The sequence below is a fragment of the Paenibacillus sp. OSY-SE genome, from assembly GCF_000283315.1.
Lineage (GTDB): Bacteria > Bacillota > Bacilli > Paenibacillales > Paenibacillaceae > Paenibacillus_B > Paenibacillus_B profundus.
The window spans coordinates 42,435-63,782 of the sequence record NZ_ALKF01000184.1 but is presented as its reverse complement, the minus strand read 5'-3'; the positions used below and the strand labels follow the sequence as shown (position 1 = coordinate 63,782).

Annotated in this window: 20 protein-coding genes; 1 reads left to right on the top strand and 19 read right to left on the bottom strand. The window is 51.7% G+C overall.

Annotated elements, in window-relative coordinates; genetic code table 11:
• Positions 1 to 2: 2 nt before the first annotated feature.
• The 12 genes from dinG to A372_RS0115980 form a co-directional block, all read right to left on the bottom strand.
• Positions 3 to 2,888, bottom strand: coding sequence for an ATP-dependent DNA helicase DinG (gene dinG / locus A372_RS0116035; protein ID WP_019421892.1), 2,886 nt, complete (start codon positions 2,886 to 2,888; stop codon positions 3 to 5).
• A 118-nt stretch (positions 2,889 to 3,006) separates the two neighbouring features.
• Positions 3,007 to 3,651 (bottom strand): tetratricopeptide repeat protein, encoded by a 645-nt coding sequence (locus tag A372_RS0116030; protein WP_019421891.1) that lies wholly within the window; start codon positions 3,649 to 3,651, stop codon positions 3,007 to 3,009.
• A gap of 150 nt (positions 3,652 to 3,801) precedes the next feature.
• Entirely contained in the window at positions 3,802 to 4,188 is a 387-nt protein-coding gene (gene panD / locus A372_RS0116025; protein ID WP_019421890.1) for an aspartate 1-decarboxylase, read from the bottom strand.
• 12 nt (positions 4,189 to 4,200) lie between these two features.
• Positions 4,201 to 5,088, bottom strand: coding sequence for a pantoate--beta-alanine ligase (gene panC / locus A372_RS0116020; RefSeq protein ID WP_019421889.1), 888 nt, complete (start codon positions 5,086 to 5,088; stop codon positions 4,201 to 4,203).
• Positions 5,085 to 5,954 (bottom strand): 3-methyl-2-oxobutanoate hydroxymethyltransferase, encoded by an 870-nt coding sequence (gene panB / locus A372_RS0116015; RefSeq protein WP_019421888.1) that lies wholly within the window; start codon positions 5,952 to 5,954, stop codon positions 5,085 to 5,087. The genes panC and panB overlap by 4 nt, the downstream gene beginning before the upstream one ends.
• Before the next feature lie 294 nt (positions 5,955 to 6,248).
• A complete protein-coding gene (locus A372_RS0116010; protein WP_019421887.1) occupies positions 6,249 to 7,220 on the bottom strand; it encodes a biotin--[acetyl-CoA-carboxylase] ligase in 972 nt (323 codons plus the stop codon).
• Positions 7,217 to 8,527 (bottom strand): CCA tRNA nucleotidyltransferase, encoded by a 1,311-nt coding sequence (locus tag A372_RS0116005; RefSeq protein WP_019421886.1) that lies wholly within the window; start codon positions 8,525 to 8,527, stop codon positions 7,217 to 7,219. Before A372_RS0116005 ends, A372_RS0116010 begins: the two co-directional genes overlap by 4 nt.
• 91 nt (positions 8,528 to 8,618) lie before the next feature.
• Positions 8,619 to 9,779: an N-acetyl-alpha-D-glucosaminyl L-malate synthase BshA gene (gene bshA / locus A372_RS0116000; RefSeq protein WP_019421885.1), complete on the bottom strand. Its 1,161-nt coding sequence runs from the start codon at positions 9,777 to 9,779 to the stop codon at positions 8,619 to 8,621.
• A gap of 113 nt (positions 9,780 to 9,892) precedes the next feature.
• Complete coding sequence (gene bshB1 / locus A372_RS0115995) at positions 9,893 to 10,591, bottom strand: bacillithiol biosynthesis deacetylase BshB1 (RefSeq protein WP_019421884.1); 699 nt, start codon at positions 10,589 to 10,591, stop codon at positions 9,893 to 9,895.
• Positions 10,591 to 11,013, bottom strand: a complete 423-nt coding sequence (mgsA, locus tag A372_RS0115990; RefSeq protein WP_019421883.1) for a methylglyoxal synthase — start codon at positions 11,011 to 11,013, stop codon at positions 10,591 to 10,593. Before mgsA ends, bshB1 begins: the two co-directional genes overlap by 1 nt.
• 45 nt (positions 11,014 to 11,058) lie before the next feature.
• Positions 11,059 to 11,862, bottom strand: a complete 804-nt coding sequence (gene dapB, locus A372_RS0115985) for a 4-hydroxy-tetrahydrodipicolinate reductase (protein ID WP_019421882.1) — start codon at positions 11,860 to 11,862, stop codon at positions 11,059 to 11,061.
• Between the two features lie 22 nt (positions 11,863 to 11,884).
• Entirely contained in the window at positions 11,885 to 12,262 is a 378-nt protein-coding gene (locus A372_RS0115980) for a nucleotide pyrophosphohydrolase (protein WP_019421881.1), read from the bottom strand.
• Positions 12,263 to 12,417: 155 nt separating this feature from the next.
• Between A372_RS0115980 and A372_RS0115975 the strand changes: the two genes are divergently transcribed.
• Entirely contained in the window at positions 12,418 to 13,287 is an 870-nt protein-coding gene (locus A372_RS0115975) for a YitT family protein (protein WP_019421880.1), read from the top strand.
• A 367-nt stretch (positions 13,288 to 13,654) separates the two neighbouring features.
• Here A372_RS0115975 and A372_RS34065 read toward each other — a convergent pair whose 3' ends face one another.
• The 7 genes from A372_RS34065 to A372_RS0115940 form a co-directional block, all read right to left on the bottom strand.
• Positions 13,655 to 13,999 (bottom strand): antibiotic biosynthesis monooxygenase, encoded by a 345-nt coding sequence (locus tag A372_RS34065; protein ID WP_019421879.1) that lies wholly within the window; start codon positions 13,997 to 13,999, stop codon positions 13,655 to 13,657.
• A 118-nt stretch (positions 14,000 to 14,117) separates the two neighbouring features.
• Positions 14,118 to 14,900, bottom strand: coding sequence for an ABC transporter ATP-binding protein (locus tag A372_RS34060; protein ID WP_036704431.1), 783 nt, complete (start codon positions 14,898 to 14,900; stop codon positions 14,118 to 14,120).
• A complete protein-coding gene (locus tag A372_RS0115960) occupies positions 14,893 to 15,951 on the bottom strand; it encodes a FecCD family ABC transporter permease (RefSeq protein WP_019421877.1) in 1,059 nt (352 codons plus the stop codon). Before A372_RS0115960 ends, A372_RS34060 begins: the two co-directional genes overlap by 8 nt.
• A gap of 6 nt (positions 15,952 to 15,957) precedes the next feature.
• Positions 15,958 to 16,911 (bottom strand): ABC transporter substrate-binding protein, encoded by a 954-nt coding sequence (locus A372_RS0115955; protein WP_019421876.1) that lies wholly within the window; start codon positions 16,909 to 16,911, stop codon positions 15,958 to 15,960.
• A gap of 257 nt (positions 16,912 to 17,168) precedes the next feature.
• A complete protein-coding gene (trxA, locus tag A372_RS0115950) occupies positions 17,169 to 17,489 on the bottom strand; it encodes a thioredoxin (protein ID WP_019421875.1) in 321 nt (106 codons plus the stop codon).
• Between the two features lie 189 nt (positions 17,490 to 17,678).
• Entirely contained in the window at positions 17,679 to 17,885 is a 207-nt protein-coding gene (locus A372_RS39300; RefSeq protein ID WP_337483981.1) for a helix-turn-helix domain-containing protein, read from the bottom strand.
• Positions 17,886 to 18,104: 219 nt separating this feature from the next.
• Positions 18,105 to 21,326 (bottom strand): hypothetical protein, encoded by a 3,222-nt coding sequence (locus A372_RS0115940; RefSeq protein WP_019421873.1) that lies wholly within the window; start codon positions 21,324 to 21,326, stop codon positions 18,105 to 18,107.
• Between the last annotated feature and the right edge of the window lie 22 nt (positions 21,327 to 21,348).

The window sequence follows — 21,348 nt, the reverse complement described above, 5'->3', positions numbered from 1 at the left end:
AATCAAGTCCCCTCATCGCTCTTCAACGTCTTTTGATTATCGTCCAACCACGTTTCAATGCGCGGAACCAACTGCTCTGCAGCCATGTGCTCCATCTTTGGTCCCGGCAAGGAATATAAAAAGTGCTTGCCATAGCTTGTTTCGATCACGCGCGTATCATAGATGATGACAATTCCCTTATCCTGCGAGGTCCGCACCAATCGGCCGAATCCCTGCTTAAAGCGGATAACGGCTTGCGGCACGGAATACTTCCGGAATGGATTCTGATTTTGCCGTTTCAGCCGCTCTGATTTTGCCTCGACCAACGGGTGGTTCGGCGGCTGGAACGGAAGTCGAACAATCGCCAAGCACGTGAGTGCATCTCCAGGAATGTCCACCCCTTCCCAGAAGCTGCTCGTCCCCAGCAAGACGGAAGCGGATTGCTCCCTGAACCTGCGGGTCAGCTTGCTGCGGTTACCGCTGTCAATGCCTTGTCCAAGCACGTGAATCCCGTGAACGCTCAGCGCTTCCTTCAAAGGCGCATATACATCCCGCAGCATGCGATACGAGGTGAAGAGCACAAGCATTCGTCCTCTCGTTACTTGCGCGACATCCGCTATCGATTGCGTCAACATCTGGTTGAACTTTGCATCTGATGCGCCCTTTACGCTCGGGAAATCACGTGGGATAACGACTAATGCCTGTTCCCGGTAATTAAACGGTGACGGTAATATGACCGTGTGCAGCCGTCCATCCCGCTCCGCATCCTTCAGCCCGATTTGTTCTGCCACGAACTGGAATGATTTATCGACCGACAGCGTAGCCGATGTCAGAATTACACTTTTCTTCGGTTCAAAAAAATACCGTTTCAGTGCATCACTCACATCGACCGGGACTGCGTACATATGCATCGATTTATGCTTGAACTGGGAATTCCCTTCCATCCAGTAGACCGTTTCCGGGTCTTTCCCCTGCATAAAGTTGCGGAATTCATCCCGAACTAGGCCCAATTCTTTGAACAATCCCGTCACGTCCACGACAACGCCCTGAATTTCATCGTCATCGTAATCCTTCCATTCGTTGGCCAGCTTCTCTCCTGACCGAACAATATCGCTAAGCCGGACATGGATGTCGCTTTCCAGCTCGGTGATGCCGGCCCAAGCTTCTGGACGTTCGCCCGACGGCAACCGGAATACCGTCTGCCCGGCGGCTTCGGCTTGTCCGTTCTCAGTCGGAGGAAGCAATTGGAACAAGACTTCATTCAAACGGTCCCATTGTTCCTTCACGTCGACGATTTGCGTGAGCAGCTTGTCGATTCCTTCTGCCCAGATAAGCGCTTTCTCGTGACCGGATAGGCGGAGCCGCATCTGAAGCAAGATCAATGCTCCATTCTTGCTGTCTTTGAATAGCCGCGTTAACGGATGAATGAGTGAAAAATATTGCAAATGGATGCCTAGATGTTTGCCTGCCGTCTCTTCAAAATGATGAGCCTCATCTATGACCAAGTGTTCATAGGTAGGCAACAGACGATGTTCGGCAATGACATCGGTGAACAGCAGAGAATGGTTCGTTATAATAATGTCCGACAAATTCGCTTCATTCTTCGCCCGATGATAGAAGCAGCGCCGGAACCACGGGCAAGCCCGGTTCAGACAAGAGTCGCTATCACTGGACACCGTATCCCAGAAATCTGGACCTTTGTGGACCAAATGCAGCTCCTCATCATCGCCATGCTCCGTCTGGCTTAGCCAGACGAGAAACTGAGCAGCGGTTATGCTGTCGTCACGCGCATGAACGAACTCTCTATGATTTATTTTATGTTCAAATTTTCTCAAACACAAATAGTGACTGCGTCCTTTTAACACCGAAGCTTTGAAAGGAAACGGAACAATCTTCTCCAGAAGCGGTAAATCACGCTGTCTCAACTGTTCTTGCAAATTGATAGTGTGCGTGCTAACAATCACTTTCTTCTCTTGAGATACGCTGTAATATAAGGAAGGGAGCAAGTATCCAAGTGATTTCCCAGTGCCTGTTCCAGCTTCAATCAAGAGATGAAGGTCCTGCTCCTGGCATTCCATCACTTCGTTAAACATTTGTTCCTGAGCTTCACGCGGCTCGTAATTCGGCAACAGACTCGCCAAATTGTTCCTCACTTCATCCATAAAGCCACGGAACGTCACATTGTTGAGCGGACTGCTCTCTGAACCTTCACGCGGAGGAAGGGTATCCGTCCAATCCCCTTGCTTCAACGTTAGCTGACGGAATGGAAAGTTACCTTCCTTCTCGTCCCAATCGGACACGTCCCGCTCACGTTCATTTAGCTTCTCCACCAGCATCCACTTTAAATCGCGCTCTTCTTGATCGCCAAATACATCCACAATACGTTGCAGAGTCAGAAGCGGCAAGTCATCGATCGCTTGCAGGCAGCGGATAAATACATCGGCTGTCGCTCTCGCGTCGCTGTCGGCTTGATGCGGTCGGTCATGGATGATTCCGAATTCATGCGCAACCGATCCCAACTGATAAGACGGCAGTGAAGGGAACAGTATCCGCAGCAGCTCAATGGTGTCCAGAATACGTCCGGTAAACGGTAAATAACCGGTCTGCTCTAGAGCTTGGCGCAGAAATTGATAATCGAACGCAACATTATGTCCGACGAGCACGACGTCACTTAACAATGGAACAAGCCCTGTCATCGCTTCATCCAAGTCTGGCGCATCCTGCACATCCTCATTGCCAATTCCGGTTAATTGCGTAATGAATTCAGGAATTGTGATGGTCGGCCGAACGAGCGTATGATACTCGCGTTCCATCTGTAAATCGTGACCGAGAATGACGAGTCCGATTTGTATAATTTCATCGTTAGGCTGATTGCCTGTCGTTTCAAAGTCCAATACAGCAAATCTCATCTTAATATAATTCCTCTCGCAATTACTGTTATTAGCATAACAGATGTTCGGTCATTTGGAAATGACTAGAGGGAAACATCTGTGCGTACTTCGCACAAATGTTCCCCTCTAAATAATCTTATTGCATGTGGTTCATATTTCCGGCACCGTACTGCAGATGACCGCAATTCGACAGACACACCTTCAAATTAAAGACCGGTTCTGGCAATGAAGGATCCATCTGGTGGGCTTTCGCAAAATACTCTTGCGCCAGAGACAAGTTGCGCTGCTCCGCTTGAATACAACCGAGCGCATTATACGCGATGGCCTTCAAGCACTTGCTTTCCGTTAAAGGAATGATGAATTCGAAATGATGTCCGGCTTCCTGGCTTCGCCCCATGTTCAAATACGCCATGGCCAGATAAGCCCGCACTTCAATATTGTCCGGCTGATGAAGCGCCGCTTGCTCCAAATGCTTGACTGCTTCCTTATACATCATCAACAAATAATATCCTTGGCCCCGTTGAAAAGGATCGCCGTAATCGGGTGCCGAGATCTCTTGTTCCTTCTTCATCTTACCGCCAGCAGCATCCTTGCCGCGAGGACGCAGCTGCGCAAGCTTTTCTTCAAACTGCAGCCATTCCTCCACAATGAGATCGCTCATGGAGCGAAGCAATGACATTTGGTGATCCAATTCCTTTTTTTCTTTGCCTTGTGCATGAGGATACTGCCGAATAATATCATCCAACAATTCGTTCATCGTTGCGAATACATGTTGCAGCACGATTCATCCCACCTTTACAAGTGATGCGTATCGTCATCTTGCGGCTCACGTTCATTTTGTGTTAAGGGGATGCATTTCATTCGATGCTCCAACGTTTCCCGAGCAGTGCCTTCGCTTGTCAATTCCGATTCCTGATGATGCCGTTAACGATTAACGAACAGTCGCATACGTTTCGGTCTGCGTCGCGAGCTCGACCGGTTTATTGTCCGCGTCCACGAAGACGATTTTTGGATCATATTGCTTCGCTTCTTCATTCGTCATGGAAGCATAAGAAATGATGATGACATTATCTCCAGGCTGTACAAGGCGCGCAGCCGCTCCATTCAGACAGATTACGCCCGAATGTTTTGGCCCTGGAATGACGTAAGTCTCCAAACGGGCACCATTATAATTGTTTACTATTTGCACTTTTTCATTCGGCCAAATATCGGCACATTCCATAAGATGCTCGTCAATCGTAATGCTGCCAACGTAGTTCAAATTGGCTTCGGTAACGGTTGCCCGGTGAATTTTTGACTTCATCATTTCACGTAACATGGCACATTCCCCCTATTTGTTCTCCAGTAAACGGTTATCAATCAATCGAGTTCGACCGAACCGTACGGCCAGTGCAATCAATACGCGATGATCCGTATTCGCCAGCGTTTGTTCTGGCGATAGCGCTTCAAGCGACGGAAATCGCAATATTTCCACATAATCGATATCAGACAGCGGAGCTTCCTGAATCGACTTGATGATGTTGTCCCTCAGTTGAGGCGCCGTCATGTCTGGACGCTGTTCCAGCCAAGCTTCGACTTGACGCAACGTACGGGACAGCACCAATGCCTGCTCACGCTCTTCTGCAGACAAATAGATGTTGCGGGAGCTGAGCGCAAGACCGTCCCCTTCACGCACAATCGGGCACGGCACAATCTCGACGTCAAAGTTCAAATCCTTTACCATTTGCTGTATGACAGCCACTTGCTGGGCATCCTTCATCCCGAAGAACGCTTTATCCGGCTTCACCAGATTGAACAGCTTCGCGACAACCGTCGTGACACCGTCGAAATGTCCTGGACGGGAGGCTCCACAGAGCGGAGCCGTTACTCCCTGGACTTGAACCATCGTCTTCGTCGGTTCCGGGTACATCAATTCGGCGGTAGGAAGAAATACGATATCCACTCCGTTCTGTTCCGCCATTGCTAAATCATGTGCCTCATCTCTTGGGTATTGCTCTAAATCCTCATTCGGACCAAATTGAATCGGATTGACAAATATGCTTAATACGACGATGCCGCATTGTTTTTTTGCTTCCTTCATCAGACTGGCATGACCTTCGTGCAAAAACCCCATTGTCGGCACGAAGCCTATGGAAGGGCATTCGGCTCGATGTATCTTCTGTTGTGTGCACTGACGAACCGCATCGCGCAGTTCTGCCATCGTTCTTGCTGCAATCATGGAGCTTCCACCTTTCCATTCCCGTACAGCTCTCCAGCAACCTCGTCGTCAGCCGTGAAGGCGTGCGCTTCCTGCGGAAACGCCTGCTGCTTCACGTCCTCCACATAAGACGCGATGCTGTCTCGAATCGTCGTTCCGATGTCGGCATAAGTCTTGACGAAGCGCTTCTCGCGATAATCCGAGGTATAGCGCAAAATATCGTGAAAGACGAGCACTTGTCCGTCACAGCGCGCTCCCGCGCCAATTCCTATAGTTGGAATTGACAGCCGCTCCGTAATATAGGCCGCCACTTGTTCTGTTACGAGTTCAAGCACAATGCCAAAAGCTCCGGCACGCTCTATTGCGAGAGCATCTTCAAGCAAGCGCTTGGCGTCTTCCAGCGTCTTGCCTTGAATACGGTACCCTCCCAATTGATGAACGGATTGCGGCGTCAGTCCTATATGTCCGAGCACTGGCACGCCTGCTTTCACACAAGCATCCACCATCATTGCAATCTCCGCGCCACCCTCCATCTTCACGGCGTTGGCATGCCCTTCCTGCATAATCCGGCGCACGCCGGACATGGACTCGGCCACTGAACTGTGGTAGGTCATAAACGGCATATCGGTTACGACAAACGTGTTGGGCGCTCCACGACGCACGGCGCGGGAGTGATATACCATATCATCCAATGTGACTGGCAGCGTGGAATCATAGCCGAGGACGACGTTGCCCAAAGAATCACCGACCAGAATCAAATCGACACCGGCTTCCTCAGCCAACTGTGCGGATGGGTAATCATACGCGGTAACCATGGCCAGCTTCTCACCTTGTTCTTTCATCGTCTTCATTTTCACAATACTTAGCGGTAGTTTTCGCTTGATCATATCGTGCTGTTCATCTCCTTTACGTCTCTTTTTAGAGGTTGGCACGCACTTTTTAGTGTGCGCAAAACAAAAAAACCTTTTAGCGTTTCCACTAAAAAGGTCCCAAAAGATAAAAAGAGGTCGCAAGCGGACGTCCTTCTGTCTCGGTCCCTTCGGCTCAGAGCAGAAACGTGCACCACGTTAATCAAGGAATATGTACTTGTCAGCACGAGTTCCTTGCTTAGTTGGGGGCGAGTGCGGTTCTATACAGATACCGCCTTGCCGCCATTAGTATAACAGAAAGCAGAGCATGTTTCACCCTGTAAAATGTACATCTCCCGAAAAAACTTTGCGGCAGCTGCCGTCTTCGCCTACTAATACAAGCGCCCCCGATTCATCCAGGCCTTGCGCGACGCCGTGAACGGCACCGTATGGGGTCTCGACAGACAAGCTGCGTCCAATCGTGACGCTCTGCGCTTCCCATAGCGTGCGAATTGGTCCGAAGCCTTGTTCTTCATAGAGCTGATACAACTGCTCCAATTCTAACAGACACTCCGCCACCAAGGTAGCACGGTCTACTTCCTGTCCTGATGCCGCCTTCAAGGAGGTGACAATCGGTTGCAGCTCAGGCGGATAATCAGCTTGATCAAGATTGACGCTTATCCCCATGCCGGCGATGACATGCACGAGCCGTTCGTCCTCTGCGTACGATTCCAGCAAAATCCCGCATACCTTTTTACCGTCAATCAAAATATCATTAGGCCATTTGATGCCCAAATCGGCATGCGTTAGGCGCTTCATCGCCCGGCACAGCGCCACCGCGGACAGGAGCGTCAAATGCGGCGTAAATTGGAGCGGAATGCGCGGCTTCAAGACCATGCTCATCCAAATGCCTTTGCCTGGCGGCGAATACCAGCCCCGCCCGTGGCGGCCGCGGCCGCCGAGTTGTTCCTCGGCGATGACGATCGCTCCTTCTTCCGCTCCTTGCTTCGCCCACTCGGCGGCAACATTTTGCGTCGATTCCGTCTTCTCCAGAATTCGGATTTGCCGTCCAAGCGTCTTCGTCTTCAGCTTCGTCAATAGAGCGATCTCATCAAGACGGGTCGGTATTTGAATAAGGCGGTAGCCGAGCTTGGGCGCGGCTTCAAATTCGTATCCTTTTGCCCGAAGCCGATTAATCTGCTTCCATACCGCCGTGCGCGTAATTTGCAGATGGCGGCTAATCTCTTCCCCAGATATGTATTGTCCGGGGTGTTCTTGAAACCATTCCAACAGTTGGTCGCTCATCGTACCTTCCACTCTTTCACAGCATATTTCAATAACGCTTCGCGTTCATTCGGCACTTCTTGCAGGGCGACGGCGAGCCAAGCTGCTTCGAGGCTGTGGCCCAGCCAAGGCCCTGCCACCCGATCCGCCGCCTGCAGCAGATCCGAGCCCGTCAGGGCAATATCCTGCAGGCGGCGGACGGGAATGTCCTCCAACCAAGCCTGACCATGTTGGAGGAACGGCTGCACAGCAGCCGCCGGCTCGCCAGCCGCTCCCACGCCCGCCAGGGCGCTGCGGCAAGCGAGCCAACCGCGCAGCGCGTCTTCGCCATAGGCGAAGAGCGCTTGCGCGAAGGGGCGGCGCCACGCTTGGGCGCCGCCTGGCACGTCGGCAGCGGCTAAGGCGGCAATGCCGCCAGCCGCCAGCCGCGCCTCCGCGCGCAGGACGCCAAGCACCGCGTCCTGCTGCGCCCCGGAGAGGCGAAGCGCCAGCGCAATGCGCTTCGCCTCTCCTTCGTCGACCTCGTGCCCGAGGAGCAGCAGCGCCAGGCGCAGCTCGGGCGATGTCACTCGCCCGAGCGCGCACAGCAGCGGCTGCCACCGGGTCGACTCGGTCGACGCCAATGCGCCTAGCGGCTCCTTCGTATGCTGAAGGAGCCCGCTGCGCAAGAGCAGGGCCCAGCCGCGCGCTGGGTCGGCCCCTGCCGTCAACTTCCACAGCTCGTCACGCACGCGTTCCATCGCGACGAAAACGAGCGTCGACTTCTCATGGCATAGCGCCCTCCACGTCGACTTCGCAATCCGGCCGCTCAAGATAGCCGCAAAGCGAACGCATCGCAGCATGCGCAGCGCATCTTCGCGGAACCGCTGCTCCGCGTCTCCCACACATCGGATAAGTCGCTGCTCCAGATCGGCCTCGCCGCCGAACGGGTCATGCAGCTCCCCATCCGCATCAATCGCCATCGCATTAATCGTAAAGTCCCGCCGCATCAAGTCTTCGTCCAGATCGCCGATGAACTCCACCTCTTCCGGACGACGGTGGCCCTCGTACGCGCTTTCCTTACGAAATGTAGTCACTTCATAAGTGTTGGTCGGCATGACCACGGTCACAGTACCGTGCTGAAGCCCGGTAGGCACGACGCGGGGGAACAGCGACAGCACCTGCTCTGGAAGCGCCGAGGTAGCGATATCGACATCGTTGATAGGACTCCCTAGGAGCGAATCTCGTACGCAACCGCCGACCATATATGCTTGGTAGCCCTCCGCCATGAGCCGCTTCATGACATCATGCGCTTCTGTGAACAATTCGCTTTTTCCAATCATACCCATTAAACAACACACCTCATTTACACACAAGTGCGCGCAATGATGGGAACCATTGCGCGCATCAGCTCAACATTGCTATCTATATCGCCGCCGATTAGCATACAGGCTTCGGCACTTCAACCTCTTTGCCCAACACCCGATAATATATTTTCTCGTATTCCCTTGCAATCAGATCATTGCAGAACACGTGACGGGCACGGTGCAGGCATGCTTCCCGCATTTTCTGCGCTAGCATCGGCTGCGACAACAGCTGAATCGCGTACTCTGCCATCGTCTCCGTTTCGCCAATCGGAGCCAAAAAACCCGTTTCTCCGTGCGTAACCAATTCAGGGATACCGCCTGCTTCCGAACCGATGGTCGGAACACCGCACGCCATCGCTTCTAACGCAACGAGTCCGAAGCTTTCTTTCTCCGATGGAAGCAGCAGGCAATCGGCAAGTGAAATAACTTGTGCGATTTCATCCTGCTTCCCGAGAAAATGGACGCGGTCCTCTAGCCCCATTTCGCGAATCTTGCATTGAACCTTTGGCATATCCGGTCCTTCCCCCACGAATACAAGACGCGAAGCGACCTTCTCTTGCACACGCGCGAACACATCAACCACATCACTCACCCTCTTCACAGGGCGGAAGTTCGAGATATGCATCATTATCTTCTCGAATGGATACGCAAATTCCGATCGCAGCTGAGAGCAATCACGCGGATAGTACACTCGTTTATCTACGAAATTATACGTTAAATCGATCGGTCGCTCGATATCCAGCAGTTCACGCGTTTCTCGGATCAAATCTTTCGACACGGCTGTCACCGCGTCGCTTTTATTAATAGCAAATCGTATCATATCTTTAAGCGACTCGTCTTGCGCCAGCACGGTTATGTCGGTGCCATGAAGCGTCGTCACTACCTTCAGATCGGGATGAGCCATTTGCTTGGCCAAATAAGCGCATACTGCATGCGGAACCGCATAATGCACATGCAGCAAGTCAAGCTGCTGCAAATTGGCGACCTGCGCCATTTTGCTCGCTAACGATAAATCATAGGGCGGATAACGAAAGACATAATAATCGTTCACTTCCACCTCATGATAATGGATGTTTTTCTGAAAGCTCGAGCCTAAGCGAAACGGTATATTGTGCGTAATAAAGTGAACTTGATGTCCTCGCTCAGCCAATAGCTTGCCAAGCTCCGTTGCAACGACCCCGGAACCGCCGAGAGACGGATAACACGTTATGCCGATTTTGAGTCCTTCGTTCATGCCCTTCCCTCCTCTTATCGTGCCATGGTATCCACCTGTTACGACAGCAGAATGATTTATCTCTAATTTAGAAGCCCAATGTTCGTGATCAAAAGTGGCTTTTCGAACAAACTCTATAAGAACGATGAGACCGCGTAAGGACCTTTTACGACGAAGCCCTCAGCAAACGCAAACCCACGTGTCTGGCCCAAGAGAGTATCCCGCGCCTCCACCCGTTCCACGTATCCCTGATTCAAAGGTGTCGCAACGAAAGTACCGCTGCCGTCCGGCTTCGTAAATTGCGAAGCATACGCATGCAGCGCTGCGCGCTTCATGTCGTAAACCGCTGTCACATCTACAAGCAGTTGCGCCGATGCGACATCATTAATAAAATAAAAATAAACCTGCTCCACCAGATGTGCATCCAGCTCAGGCAGGTAGCGCCGCAATTTCGCGTTAAACACTGCTTCCTGCACGATCCGGCTGCATTGTATATGATCTGGATGGCGGTCTTCCCAATAAGGCATGAACACGATGCGCGGACGATGACGACGAATCACCTCGACGACCGCATCAATATGCTCGGAGCATACCTGCAGCCCCCGGTCTGGCAGACGCAGATTTTCCCGAACAGAGAGCCGCAGCGCAACGCTCGCCTGCTTCGCTTCCTCACGTCGCAAATCAACCGTACCGTTCGAAGACATTTCCGCCTCCGTCAGATCACAAATGCCGACCTTGAAGCCTTGGGCCGTATGCTTTGCAATAGTCCCAGCCATCCCTATCTCTACATCATCGGGATGAGCGCCAAAGGCCAATATATCGAGACCGTTCATTACTCCTCGACTCCCGGTTTATATTTATGAGCCAACTCACGCCAAGCGAAATCACCGCGTTCCAGCGCCTTCACCAAAATCTCCGCTGTTGCAATGTTCGTCGCAACCGGAATGCCCTGAACATCGCATAGACGAAGCAATGCGATAATATCCGGCTCGTGCGGCTGTGCCATCAGCGGGTCGCGCAGGAAAATAATCAAGTCCATTTCATTTTCCGCCACAAGGGCGCCGATTTGCTGGTCTCCGCCCAATGGACCGGATTGAAAGCGGTGGATGCGCAGATCGGTCTGCTCCATAATCCGCAGGCCCGTCGTGCCCGTAGAGTATAATTGATGATCCTCAAATACCTTTTCATAGGCGGTAACGAAATTAACGATCTCGTCTTTTTTTCGGTCATGTGCGATAAATGCGATATTTAACATGTCGTAACCCTCCGTTGTCTATCCCCTAGTCAAATAGTGCGGCAATCAATCATCAAGCAAATGCTCAAATCCGTAGACTAACTCCTGAAGTTGAACGACTTTCTTCACTGCCATATTAACGCCCGGCATATAACCCGCGCGATCATACGAATCATGGCGGATTTTCAGAGTTTGTCCATACCCTCCAAAAATCACTTCCTGCTGTGCAAATATACCAGGCAATCTCACGCTGTGAATGCGAAATCCGTCATAATAGCCTCCGCGTGAGCCCTCGATTTTCTCTTCTTCACGCGGATTGCCTTGACGGTGCTCCTCACGTACTTTCGATACTATTTCCGCTGTCTTCACCGCCGTACCGGAAGGTGCGTCCAGCTTCTGATCGCCATGGTACTCGATAATTTCCAGATCGGGTAAATACTTTGCGGCTTGCGCGGCAAAGCGCATCATCAAGATTGCGCCGATCGAGAAATTAGGCGCAATCAAGCCGCCAAGCTGTTGCTCGCGGCACATCTGCTGCAGTTGCTCGATCTCGTCGGGGCTGAATCCCGTCGTGCCGATGACTGGTCTCACGCCACTGCGAATTGCGAGCAGCGTGTTGCTCATGACAGTGTTAGGCGTCGTAAAATCGACCATAACGTCTGGTTGCGTGTGCTGCAAGGCGCTTTCCAGATCCGAAGTCACCTTTATGCCGCATGGCGGAAGTCCAACGAGCGAAGCGGCATCTACCGACCCTGCCGACGTAGCAATGGCGGCAACCAACTGCAACGCTTCATCTTCCAATACCATCTTCACGACTTCTCTGCCCATACGCCCGCTAGCTCCCGTGACAGCTACACGAATTCGTTCCATCTCGCCCTCATCCTTTCTGCGACTATTCCTCTGTCTGCTCCTCTATTCGAGTCCAACGATTCGCATCACGGGTATTGAACTTGTGCATACATGCATCATGTGCCTTCGTCAGGTCAATACCAAGCGAATTGGAAAAGCAAAGCAGGATAAATAATATATCCCCTAGCTCCATATCAATTGAGTTATCCGCCTCAGAAGACTTCTTCGGCTTCTCACCATAATAATGGTTCACTTCGCGAGCTAATTCTCCCACTTCTTCAGACAATCTGGCCAACATGGCAAGCGGGCTGAAGTATCCTTCTTGAAACTGAGATATGTACTCATCGACCTCTCGCTGCATCTGTGACAGCGGCTTGTCGCGCAGCGAAGACAAGAGTGATTTTACGTCTGTATTTGTCATGCAATCCCCTTCTTTACGCAGTACATTTTTAAAGTACATTCTGCTACTATGTTAACGTATACCCGTATGGAAAACAAATGCTTTTTATCTAATAATGAATTCGATATACTAATGAAGATGTAAGTTATAACCCACTAAAAGGAGCCCTGAATTACGTGAATTCATCCCTGTTTCAGCGCGTATGGCATACCTTTCTTCCGATAACGGTCGGCACGGCAATTTATGCATTCGGTTTAATTTACTTTATTATTCCGAATCAGCTTATGGAGGGCGGAGTCACGGGAGTTACGGTACTGCTTAATTACGCGGCAGGCATAAAACCCTCCTTATCCACGTTAGTGCTAAACATTCCTTTGTTCGCTATTGGCTGGCGCGCTCTGGGCAGCAAACAGATGGTGTACAGCGTTTACGGCGTTCTCTCGCTCACTTTGTTCCTATGGCTGTTTGAGCAGGCGGTTGCCCGCGAGTGGATCATTCCCTTCCAGACGGAGCATGATTTCATTTTGGCTACCCTATACGCCGGCGTTACCTTAGGAACGGGGCTCGGTATCGTCTTCCGCTTCGGCGGCACGACCGGCGGCGTCGATATTCTTGCACGCATGGCGAATCGCCGCCTCGGCATCAGCATGGGGCAGTTCATTCTTTTCCTCGATATTTTCATTATCGGCGCAGCGCTGTTCTACATACCGAAGGAAAAGATATTGTATACATTGGTGGCCGTTTTTATTTCCTCGAAAATGATCGATTTCATTCAAGAAGGCGCTTATGCGGCCAAAGCCTTTACGGTCATTACCAATCATTCGGACCAAATCGCAAATACCATTACGAAGGAAATGGAGCGTGGCGTAACACTCGTCCCAGTCATTGGTGCTTATTCGCGCGAACCGAAGCAAATGGTATACTGCGTAGTCAGCCGCACGGAGATTCGCCGCTTTAAAACTTTGGTGAAAGAGATTGATCCGCGCGCCTTCATTGTCGTCAACGATGTTCATGATGTGTTGGGCGAAGGCTTCCGCGAAGAGTAACGAGAATTGGGATTCCACATTCAAGCCGCAAGCTGAAGATGAATAAATGGTACAGACTGGCCGTAGGCAATAGATATGCTCGTGCCATCGCTAGCTTCACTCTCCCTTGCCGTCAGGAGTGAGGCTCTGCGTGAAAAGCTGAGTAAAAGGGAGAGTGGGCATATACGCATCGTGACAGCTACTTATCGCCACAGCATGTTCTCCACAGGGCGGAATGACGAAATCGAGTTATACAATAGAAGCAATTCTGCTCGGTGGCCAATTAATACTGCGAACACGAGCAGTAGTGCGTCTTCTGGATCAACGAGAAGAGCTGGAATATACCAACACGGTACATCCCAGCTCTTTTTGTATTTTATCTCGTCCCTTATATGGCCGCTTCGGCAGCCGAATCGGACTCGGCATCTGGTTGATGGCGATGCACCACTTCATATATTGTCACCTTAAAGTCGATGATGTTGCCATCGGCCTGCTCGCGGCGCGAATGACCACGCTTGAATTCCTCGCTCTGGACCCAGTTGTCGAACGCGGCACGGTCCTGCCAGACCGTGCGGACTACGAATTCGTCGTACTCCTCCTCCTGTCCGTTCTTTAATAGCTCCATGCTCACGAATCCCGGCATCCGATGCACGTGCTTCGGTCGTTCAAATCTTGTCTCCAAATGGCCTCCCATCCCTTTATGCACGCGAATGCAATTCGTTACAGCAATCATGGGGATTCCTCCTTATAGTGCGTGTTCAAAAAGACCGCTTTTCAGCACCGAGAAGTACATGTTTTTGCAAGAAAACTATATCGAAATCATTCTCGACTTCGACTTCTTGAACAACCTCTCATAGGGTGCCGGCCGCAACAGCCAGCGGAAATATATAGGGATATGCTTCTTCTTGATGAATGCGAACCCGGATGCGGAACACGCTCTCGAACATGTCCGGTGTCATCACGTCACGGGGTGGTCCATGATGAACGACGCTTCCGTCATGCATCACAATCATGCGATCGCTGTATTGAGCCGCCTGATTGATATCGTGCAGCACCATCACAATCGTCATGTTCATCTGTCCATTCAGCTGGTTCATCAGCTCCAGAACCTCAAGCTGGTTAGCAATATCCAAATAGGTCGTCGGTTCATCCAACAGCAGGACCTTCGGCTGTTGGGCTAAAGCCATCGCAATCCATGCGCGTTGGCGCTCTCCTCCAGATAACGATTCCAGCGGCCGATCAGCCAATGTCTCCATGCGCGTGGCGCTGATGGCCCATTCCGTCACGGCGCGGTCTTCTCGGGATGTGCCTGACAGCATGCTGCTGTGGGGATGTCGACCATACTGCACCAGATCGCGGACGGTCATGTCGGTCAGCTGCGGCTGAATTTGGGTCAGCATCGACAGCGCTTTCGCCGTCTCTCTCCCTTTCATAACCGCGATATCCTTGCCATCCAGCATAACCAGACCCTGATGCGGCTTGAGCAGTCTGGCCATAAGCTTCAGCAGCGTAGACTTGCCTGAGCCGTTAGGTCCAATAATGCTAATCCGCTCACCCTGCTCAGCATAAAGGGACACATCCTTAATTCCAAAATGCTGTGACATGTCGAAGCACAGCTGTTCCGCACTAAGCACGGCCACTGAACACACCTCCGCGTCTTAATAAATAGAGGAAGAATGGTGCCCCCACCACGGCCAGCAAAATTCCTACTGGCAATTCCAACGGGTCGAACCAGCTCCGTGCGGCTGTATCGGCGAACACGACCAGCGCCGCACCGCCCAGGGCGGATACCGGCAGCAAGTACGCATAGTTGTTGCCGACAATTAGCCGTACCATATGCGGGACGACAAGGCCAACGAAGCCTATCAATCCTGACACGCTCACGGCGATGCCGGCCAGCAGGGTGCTGATCGAAATAAGGAACAGACGACTCTTTTCCGTCGGATGCCCGAGCAGCTTCGCTGCCTCATCGCCAAGCAGCAGAACATTCGCATGCCTAATGCCGAACACCGACAGGAGGAGAGCAACGGCAAAGTAAGGCAGCACCATCTGGAGATGGTACCAGCTCACACCGGCAAGACCTCCAGACAGCCAAGGCAGCACGGCTTGCACTCTGTCGCTGTATAGCTGCATAATGCCTGATGTGACAGCCCCTGCCAAAGCGTTGACGGCTACCCCTGCCAAGATGATGCGCAGCGGCGAGGCCCCTTTCTTCCAGGCGAGGCTGTAAGTAATCATAACGGCGACCCATGCACCAACAAAAGCGGCTGCCGGAACCAAATAAATCATTTCCGGAAAAATGAGCATGATGATGACGGCCATCAGGCCCGCTCCTGCCGATACGCCGATAATGCCCGGATCGGCAAGCGGGTTGCGCATGACTCCTTGCATAAATGCGCCGGAGATGGCTAAGGAGCTCCCTACCACCATAGCCAACAAGGTGCGCGGCAGCCGGAAGTTCCAAATAATCTGATCATCGGTCGAAGGCTCGCGGTGAATAAGCACCTCCCATATCGTCTTAACGGGAATGGATACCGCCCCTGTCGACAGTCCGTATAGAAATGCTGCCACCAGAAGCACTACCGTTGCAATGATGGTCACCGTCCGCTTCCACTTACGCGGGTCTTGACTCTGTACCCCCTCGCTGAACGCTTCGGGAGCCTTCAGCTTGGCATCGATAGTCATCCGTTATCACTCCGCCTGTTTCAGATGAGTCGCAAGAACATTTAAGGCGTCTGCGATTTTCGTACCTGGATTGGTGCCGAACAGATGCGAAGGAAGCACGACGATATTTTCGTTCTTCACGGCTGTCATACTGCTCCAGGCTGCATTTTTACTAATCTCTTCGTTAAATGCTTTCTGTACTGCTTCCGGGTCTCCGTGCGTAATGAGCAAAATAATATCTGGATCCGCTGCAATGACACGCTCCGCACTCAGCTGCGCATAACCAGACATTTTATCCAGCTTTGGAAATTGTGCAGCTACATTTTTGCCCCCGGCTCTCGTTAACAGATCGCCTGGAAGCGAAGATGGGAGTGCAGCCAGCAATGTGCCGGGAGCGCCGTACACAATTAAGGCCTTCTTCGGATTGTCTTTATTGACCTTACCGGCAATTTGCAGCTTGATGTCCATTGCGTTAACGGTCGCCTTGGCTTTCTCCGTCTTGCCGAGCAATTGTCCGATCTTCAGCACATTCTCCTTAATTTCATTAACGGATTCAGAGCTGGCCACGTACACTAGCGCACCAGTTGCTTCCAACGCTTTAATATCCTTTATGTTCAAGCTTTTGCTTGCAATGACCAGCTCTGGCTTCAATGAAGTAATCTTCTCGTAATTCGGCGCATGACCCGATCCGATAACCGGTGCGTCCAACACCTCTTTTGGCAATGTCTTATTGCTCGTGTTCGGACGACCAACGACTTTTCCGCCCAATGCCGCCACAATCTGTGCATCTCCAGCAGCTAGCGTGACCACCTTCTCGACTGGCTTGCTTAATGTCAGCTCCCGGTCGGCGAAATCCTTCACGACAATGTTGGCCTGCGCGCTCGCTACCGGCGCATTGAATGCGGCATGTACAAGCGACGAGCATACTAATGCGGCAGCTAGCATAAGCTTACCGGAATGGCGGACAACAGAACGTAACATGAAAAATACCTCCTATGGATATGTAGTGAGTAGCGATGAGTGATCATGATGGATGATAAAATTGAATCCTCATATCTTTACTATGTCGATAATGAGAATCATTATCATATTCTCTAGCTATAATAATTGATATTGATTATCATTGTCAACAAAGAAATGCGTATCCCCTTTTCTATCACGCCTCACTGCCACATACTGGTTGTCCTGCCGATCAAAAAGACCGTGCAGCTTGGTGCCAGCTCACGGTCTTACATGCATTATCGGACATAATTCATTACTGCGCGCTGCAAAGTTCCCAATGGCTGTACGCCGACAAAGCCTTCCACTTCCTTGCCTTCATAAAACAGCTTCAAGTTCGGGATCCCCTGCACCTGATACTTGATGGCTGCATATGGATTGCTATCCACATTGACCTTAGCTATAATCGCCCGTTCTCCCATTTCCTCGGCCAATCTCTCGAGCGTCGGCGCAATCATGCGGCAAGGTCCGCACCACGGCGCCCAGAAGTCGACCAATACCAGCTTATTGTCCTGGATAAAAGCTTCAATCGTGCTGTCTGTTAATTCCACCGTTGTCATGTCTATATTCCTCCTAACTACTTGTCACTATATACCCATATGGGTATAATATAGTTTTTTCTGCTCCATTCGTCAACTATCTCAGCAATCTAGCTTTCTTATTATCCGGACGATACAGCTTGATGCGACAAAGAGGCGCTGCTCAGAATCATGCGCCTCTTGCAGGTCAACTGTATTGGTGGAATCAGACTATATCAGACAATATGGACGGGTCAGATAACTGAATATCCACTCGACCTTCAATCGGTACTCGTGCGGGGATATTCCCTCCAGTTCCTTGAACATACGCGAGAACTGCTTCGTATTCTCAAAGCCAACCGCGTTCCCTGCTTCAGCCAGTCGCATGGAGCTATGAGCAAGCAGTTCCATCGCTTTTCGAATTCTAACCTTTTTCAGATACGATACGAAGTATCTCCGGTGAATGCCTTGAATGCTTCGCTGAAAAAAGTGTAGCTGGACGATACATGATTGCTCACCAGCGCCATATTCAGCGGCCGAAAATAATTTTCTTCCATTGCAGATGCCGCTGAGCCAGCAGCCTTTTCCACCATTTCCACCGTGATGACGGTGACGGCTTGCGCGGCACTAGCTCGAGTTATGGTTCAGAACGCGCAGCTATGTCAGGTATACATCAATGGATGCCGCTTCACCACTGCGTATGGCTTCCGCTACAGAACCGTGAAGGGTGCCAGCGTCCACCTCGATGACTTGACCATTGTTCAGCGTGACGGTAAGACTGCGTACGACCGCCGCCGCTTCACCGAACGTATCCGCTCGCCGCGGGTTGTGGTAAGTCACTTGCACACTGCCGAGAAACTTGAATGACACTTGGCCGGAATCATCGAACAGCCAGCCTGGAAGGATCGGACAGAAAGTAAGCTCCAGTTCGCCGTTATGCATGCGGAACAATCTCTTGCCAACCATCATATATCTCCACATGCTGATGAATTCCGCCGTCGATCCGCTTAACCTGGCGACGAAGCCGCGGCCATGCACATGCGGATCCGGATTGACGCCGGTCGCGATGAATGACGAGTTCTCCAAGGTGCTTCGACCGTATACGGCCGGGTCGAGGAACGGGACGAGCGACGTCTTCAATTCATTCGTATACTCCTCGTACAGCCCAGCTTTAAGCAGCGCAAGCAAATATTTGTATGACATGTGCAGGAAGTTCGATTCCCGCTCCAGCCATCCTGGCGTAAAGGCGCGCATCCGGCCGATCTCATGCGATTCCTGTTCCAGACTGACCGAGGTTTTGTACATGTGCGTCGTCGGATCGAACAGATCTGTCGATCTGATTCGATCATAGATATGTTTCGCCTGTGTCGGATCATCGATCGTATTCAACCAACGTGTCGGACCTTCCAAGAAATAAGGCAGGGCGTACGCCTTGAAGCCGTTTACCTTCGCCTTCGGCAGGCCGTATCCGCTCATAACCGCGTGTCCCTGCTCATCGGTAATGGCTTCGTACGCTTCCGCTTCAAAGCGGAAGTACGTCGGTGTGAGTCCAGTGCCGAACTCTATCGCTTGCTCGATGCCTTCGTCAATCTTGGCTATAAATTTCCGATATGCGGCTTGGACAACGTCCAGAGACACTTCAGCTTCTATTCCGCTAATGCCGAAGCGGATGCGTTCGCGATAGCTTTCTCTTAGGGATGCCACGCGATCCCAATAGACGAACTGCTCCATTCGGCCTTCCGCGTACTCCTTAATAGCTTGATGGACTTCGTGCAGCAGTTCGGCCATTTCCTCGGGCACGCGTATCGTGCGACTGCTGTATTCATCCAGAGCATTCAGCATGAACTGGACGAGACGCTTCAGCTCGAATGTCTCGCTCATGCCCGAGCCGAATAAGCCTGGGAGCCCATTCATCGCATCGTTCCAGCCCGGCTTGTTCGCTTCCATCTCCACGCCCATTCCGTACGGATCCAAGCAGGTGAACTTGTTCAAGGATAACGACAGCATTTTCACGAACAGATTCGTCCGATAGATTTCCCCGCGACCGTTACGTGTACGCAGCCAATGGGTCTCCTTCACTTTGCGACCGAGTTGCTCCATCTTCTCTTCGTCCCGGATAAGAGCTCCGTATTGGCGGACTTTATCGCCGCTCAGCACATACTTCTCGCTGCGCGGCAGCACATACACCGGACTGTCGTAGAAAGCGTATGTATCCTCTCCGAATAGCAGCTCTTCCTTTTTGTCCGGGAAGATTTCAAGATAGCCGTCTACGAGGTCCATGTTGTAAGTCCAATGGTCTGTCCAGAACCCTTCGCCAAATTCAGCCTCGATCTGCTGCTCAGCCAAGGCGAACAGACCAGTCAGGAACTGCTCTTCGCTCATCTGAAGCGGCACCGCGTGGTCGGCAACGTAATTTATAATTTGGCCTGGCGTGAACTTGCCGCTGCATATAGCCAGCAACGGCTCATGCTTGTCTGCCGCCGCGGTCTTGATCCACTCCGCCAGCTTACCTGCGTTCACCTTCGGCACCTGAAACGTACAGCCCGCAACGCCAAGCGGATTGTATCCGTCCGCTTGCATGAGACTAAAGAACATCCAAATATTGAAGGTCCCTACCTGCGGATTGAAGAACACATCGTTGCGCCGGTTCTGGTTCATGTCGCGGAAGTTGCCATTGCCTTGGGAGTAATATTCAGGCGCTAGCGAGAAGAAATTATAGTCCCGCTCCAAGTCGCCATGCTTGCGCGAATACAAATGAATGACGAAGCCATCCTTGCCATTGTCGAACAGGAACGGATACCCTCCGCGCAGGAAATTATCCATGTACGATTGGCGGCTATAGGCGTCGAACATCGGCGAAGACGTATGTGTAGCGATGTCTTCGGTCAGCTGCTCGGTCAAGTCGTTGGCTTCTTGGCGTTTGCGTAACACATATTGATCGCTGCAGATGCTCGCAGCCCGCCGGTTTATCTTTTCAATGTCGTTCACATGTCCGATCAAGGTATAGATGTGGAGGCTCTGTCCCGGCTGCAGTGTCCGGGCCGTGCCGGTAAATCCGCACGGCACTTTATTGTATGGGTATTGCGGCTGTTGAACCAGGTCGGATAGCGTTGTATCGGCGAAGCGCTCTGGATAAGCGAGCGACGTATTGCTGCCGAAAATGATTTCAAAGTCGACAATGGGCGTGATCGGCTGACCATCCTCGCTGAACGACAAATAGAAATGTCCGTTCGCGACTTCGGTTACCTCTGCTTCATCATGCGTGCTCGATCGCACCTTGTAGAACGGAATTCCTTGCTCCAGATTATATACTTCCATCCAGCTGCGCAGCAGGTTGCCCACTTCCTTAAAACCGCCGTTCTCCACACCGTATGGAAGAATTTCCGGCATGCCGTCCAGAATCTCGAGCTCCAACGCTTGCTGCGAGACGTTCTTCACCTCTACTTGCCGCACCAATGCCGCATAATCTTCATGCGGCAGATTGAAATAAGTGACACGGGTCTCCAATCCCTGGATCGCATTCTGTTCCTCAATCGTAAGTTCGTTCGGACGTATGCGCATGACACGCTTCGCGGCAGAATCGGGACAGCTCGTCTGAAAAGGCTCATAGACGGTCTCTACCCCGCGAATCTTAATAAAGGTGCGGAAGCCATTCGTCGCAATGCTCTTATAGGTGATGCTCGCAGGCGAGAATTCCATGATGGACGAATTCTTATCCCGAATGCCGAAGCTGCATACCGCTTGGCCGCGATTCACATAGAACGTCCACATCGGAATCCCTTTCAGGCCGGCCATGCCAGGCAAAAAGCTGGAGAATGGCTTCGCTTGATCAAAGCCTTCGATAACGAATGATTGCTGTTCATATGAATAGTTAACCAACGTAATAACCTCCTCGTGAGTG

Bases quoted from the DNA above. Each gene is read 5' to 3' on its own strand.
- dinG (WP_019421892.1), bottom strand. From the start codon at position 2,888: ATGAGATTTGCTGTATTGGACTTTGAAACGACAGGCAATCAGCCTAAC.
- panD (WP_019421890.1), bottom strand. From the start codon at position 4,188: ATGTTACGTGAAATGATGAAGTCAAAAATTCACCGGGCAACCGTTACC.
- panC (WP_019421889.1), bottom strand. From the start codon at position 5,088: ATGATTGCAGCAAGAACGATGGCAGAACTGCGCGATGCGGTTCGTCAG.
- panB (WP_019421888.1), bottom strand. From the start codon at position 5,954: ATGATCAAGCGAAAACTACCGCTAAGTATTGTGAAAATGAAGACGATG.
- A372_RS0116010 (WP_019421887.1), bottom strand. From the start codon at position 7,220: ATGAGCGACCAACTGTTGGAATGGTTTCAAGAACACCCCGGACAATAC.
- A372_RS0116005 (WP_019421886.1), bottom strand. From the start codon at position 8,527: ATGGGTATGATTGGAAAAAGCGAATTGTTCACAGAAGCGCATGATGTC.
- bshA (WP_019421885.1), bottom strand. From the start codon at position 9,779: ATGAACGAAGGACTCAAAATCGGCATAACGTGTTATCCGTCTCTCGGC.
- bshB1 (WP_019421884.1), bottom strand. From the start codon at position 10,591: ATGAACGGTCTCGATATATTGGCCTTTGGCGCTCATCCCGATGATGTA.
- mgsA (WP_019421883.1), bottom strand. From the start codon at position 11,013: ATGTTAAATATCGCATTTATCGCACATGACCGAAAAAAAGACGAGATC.
- dapB (WP_019421882.1), bottom strand. From the start codon at position 11,862: ATGGAACGAATTCGTGTAGCTGTCACGGGAGCTAGCGGGCGTATGGGC.
- A372_RS0115980 (WP_019421881.1), bottom strand. From the start codon at position 12,262: ATGACAAATACAGACGTAAAATCACTCTTGTCTTCGCTGCGCGACAAG.
- A372_RS34065 (WP_019421879.1), bottom strand. From the start codon at position 13,999: ATGATTGCTGTAACGAATTGCATTCGCGTGCATAAAGGGATGGGAGGC.
- A372_RS0115960 (WP_019421877.1), bottom strand. From the start codon at position 15,951: ATGACTATCGATGCCAAGCTGAAGGCTCCCGAAGCGTTCAGCGAGGGG.
- A372_RS0115955 (WP_019421876.1), bottom strand. From the start codon at position 16,911: ATGTTACGTTCTGTTGTCCGCCATTCCGGTAAGCTTATGCTAGCTGCC.
- trxA (WP_019421875.1), bottom strand. From the start codon at position 17,489: ATGACAACGGTGGAATTAACAGACAGCACGATTGAAGCTTTTATCCAG.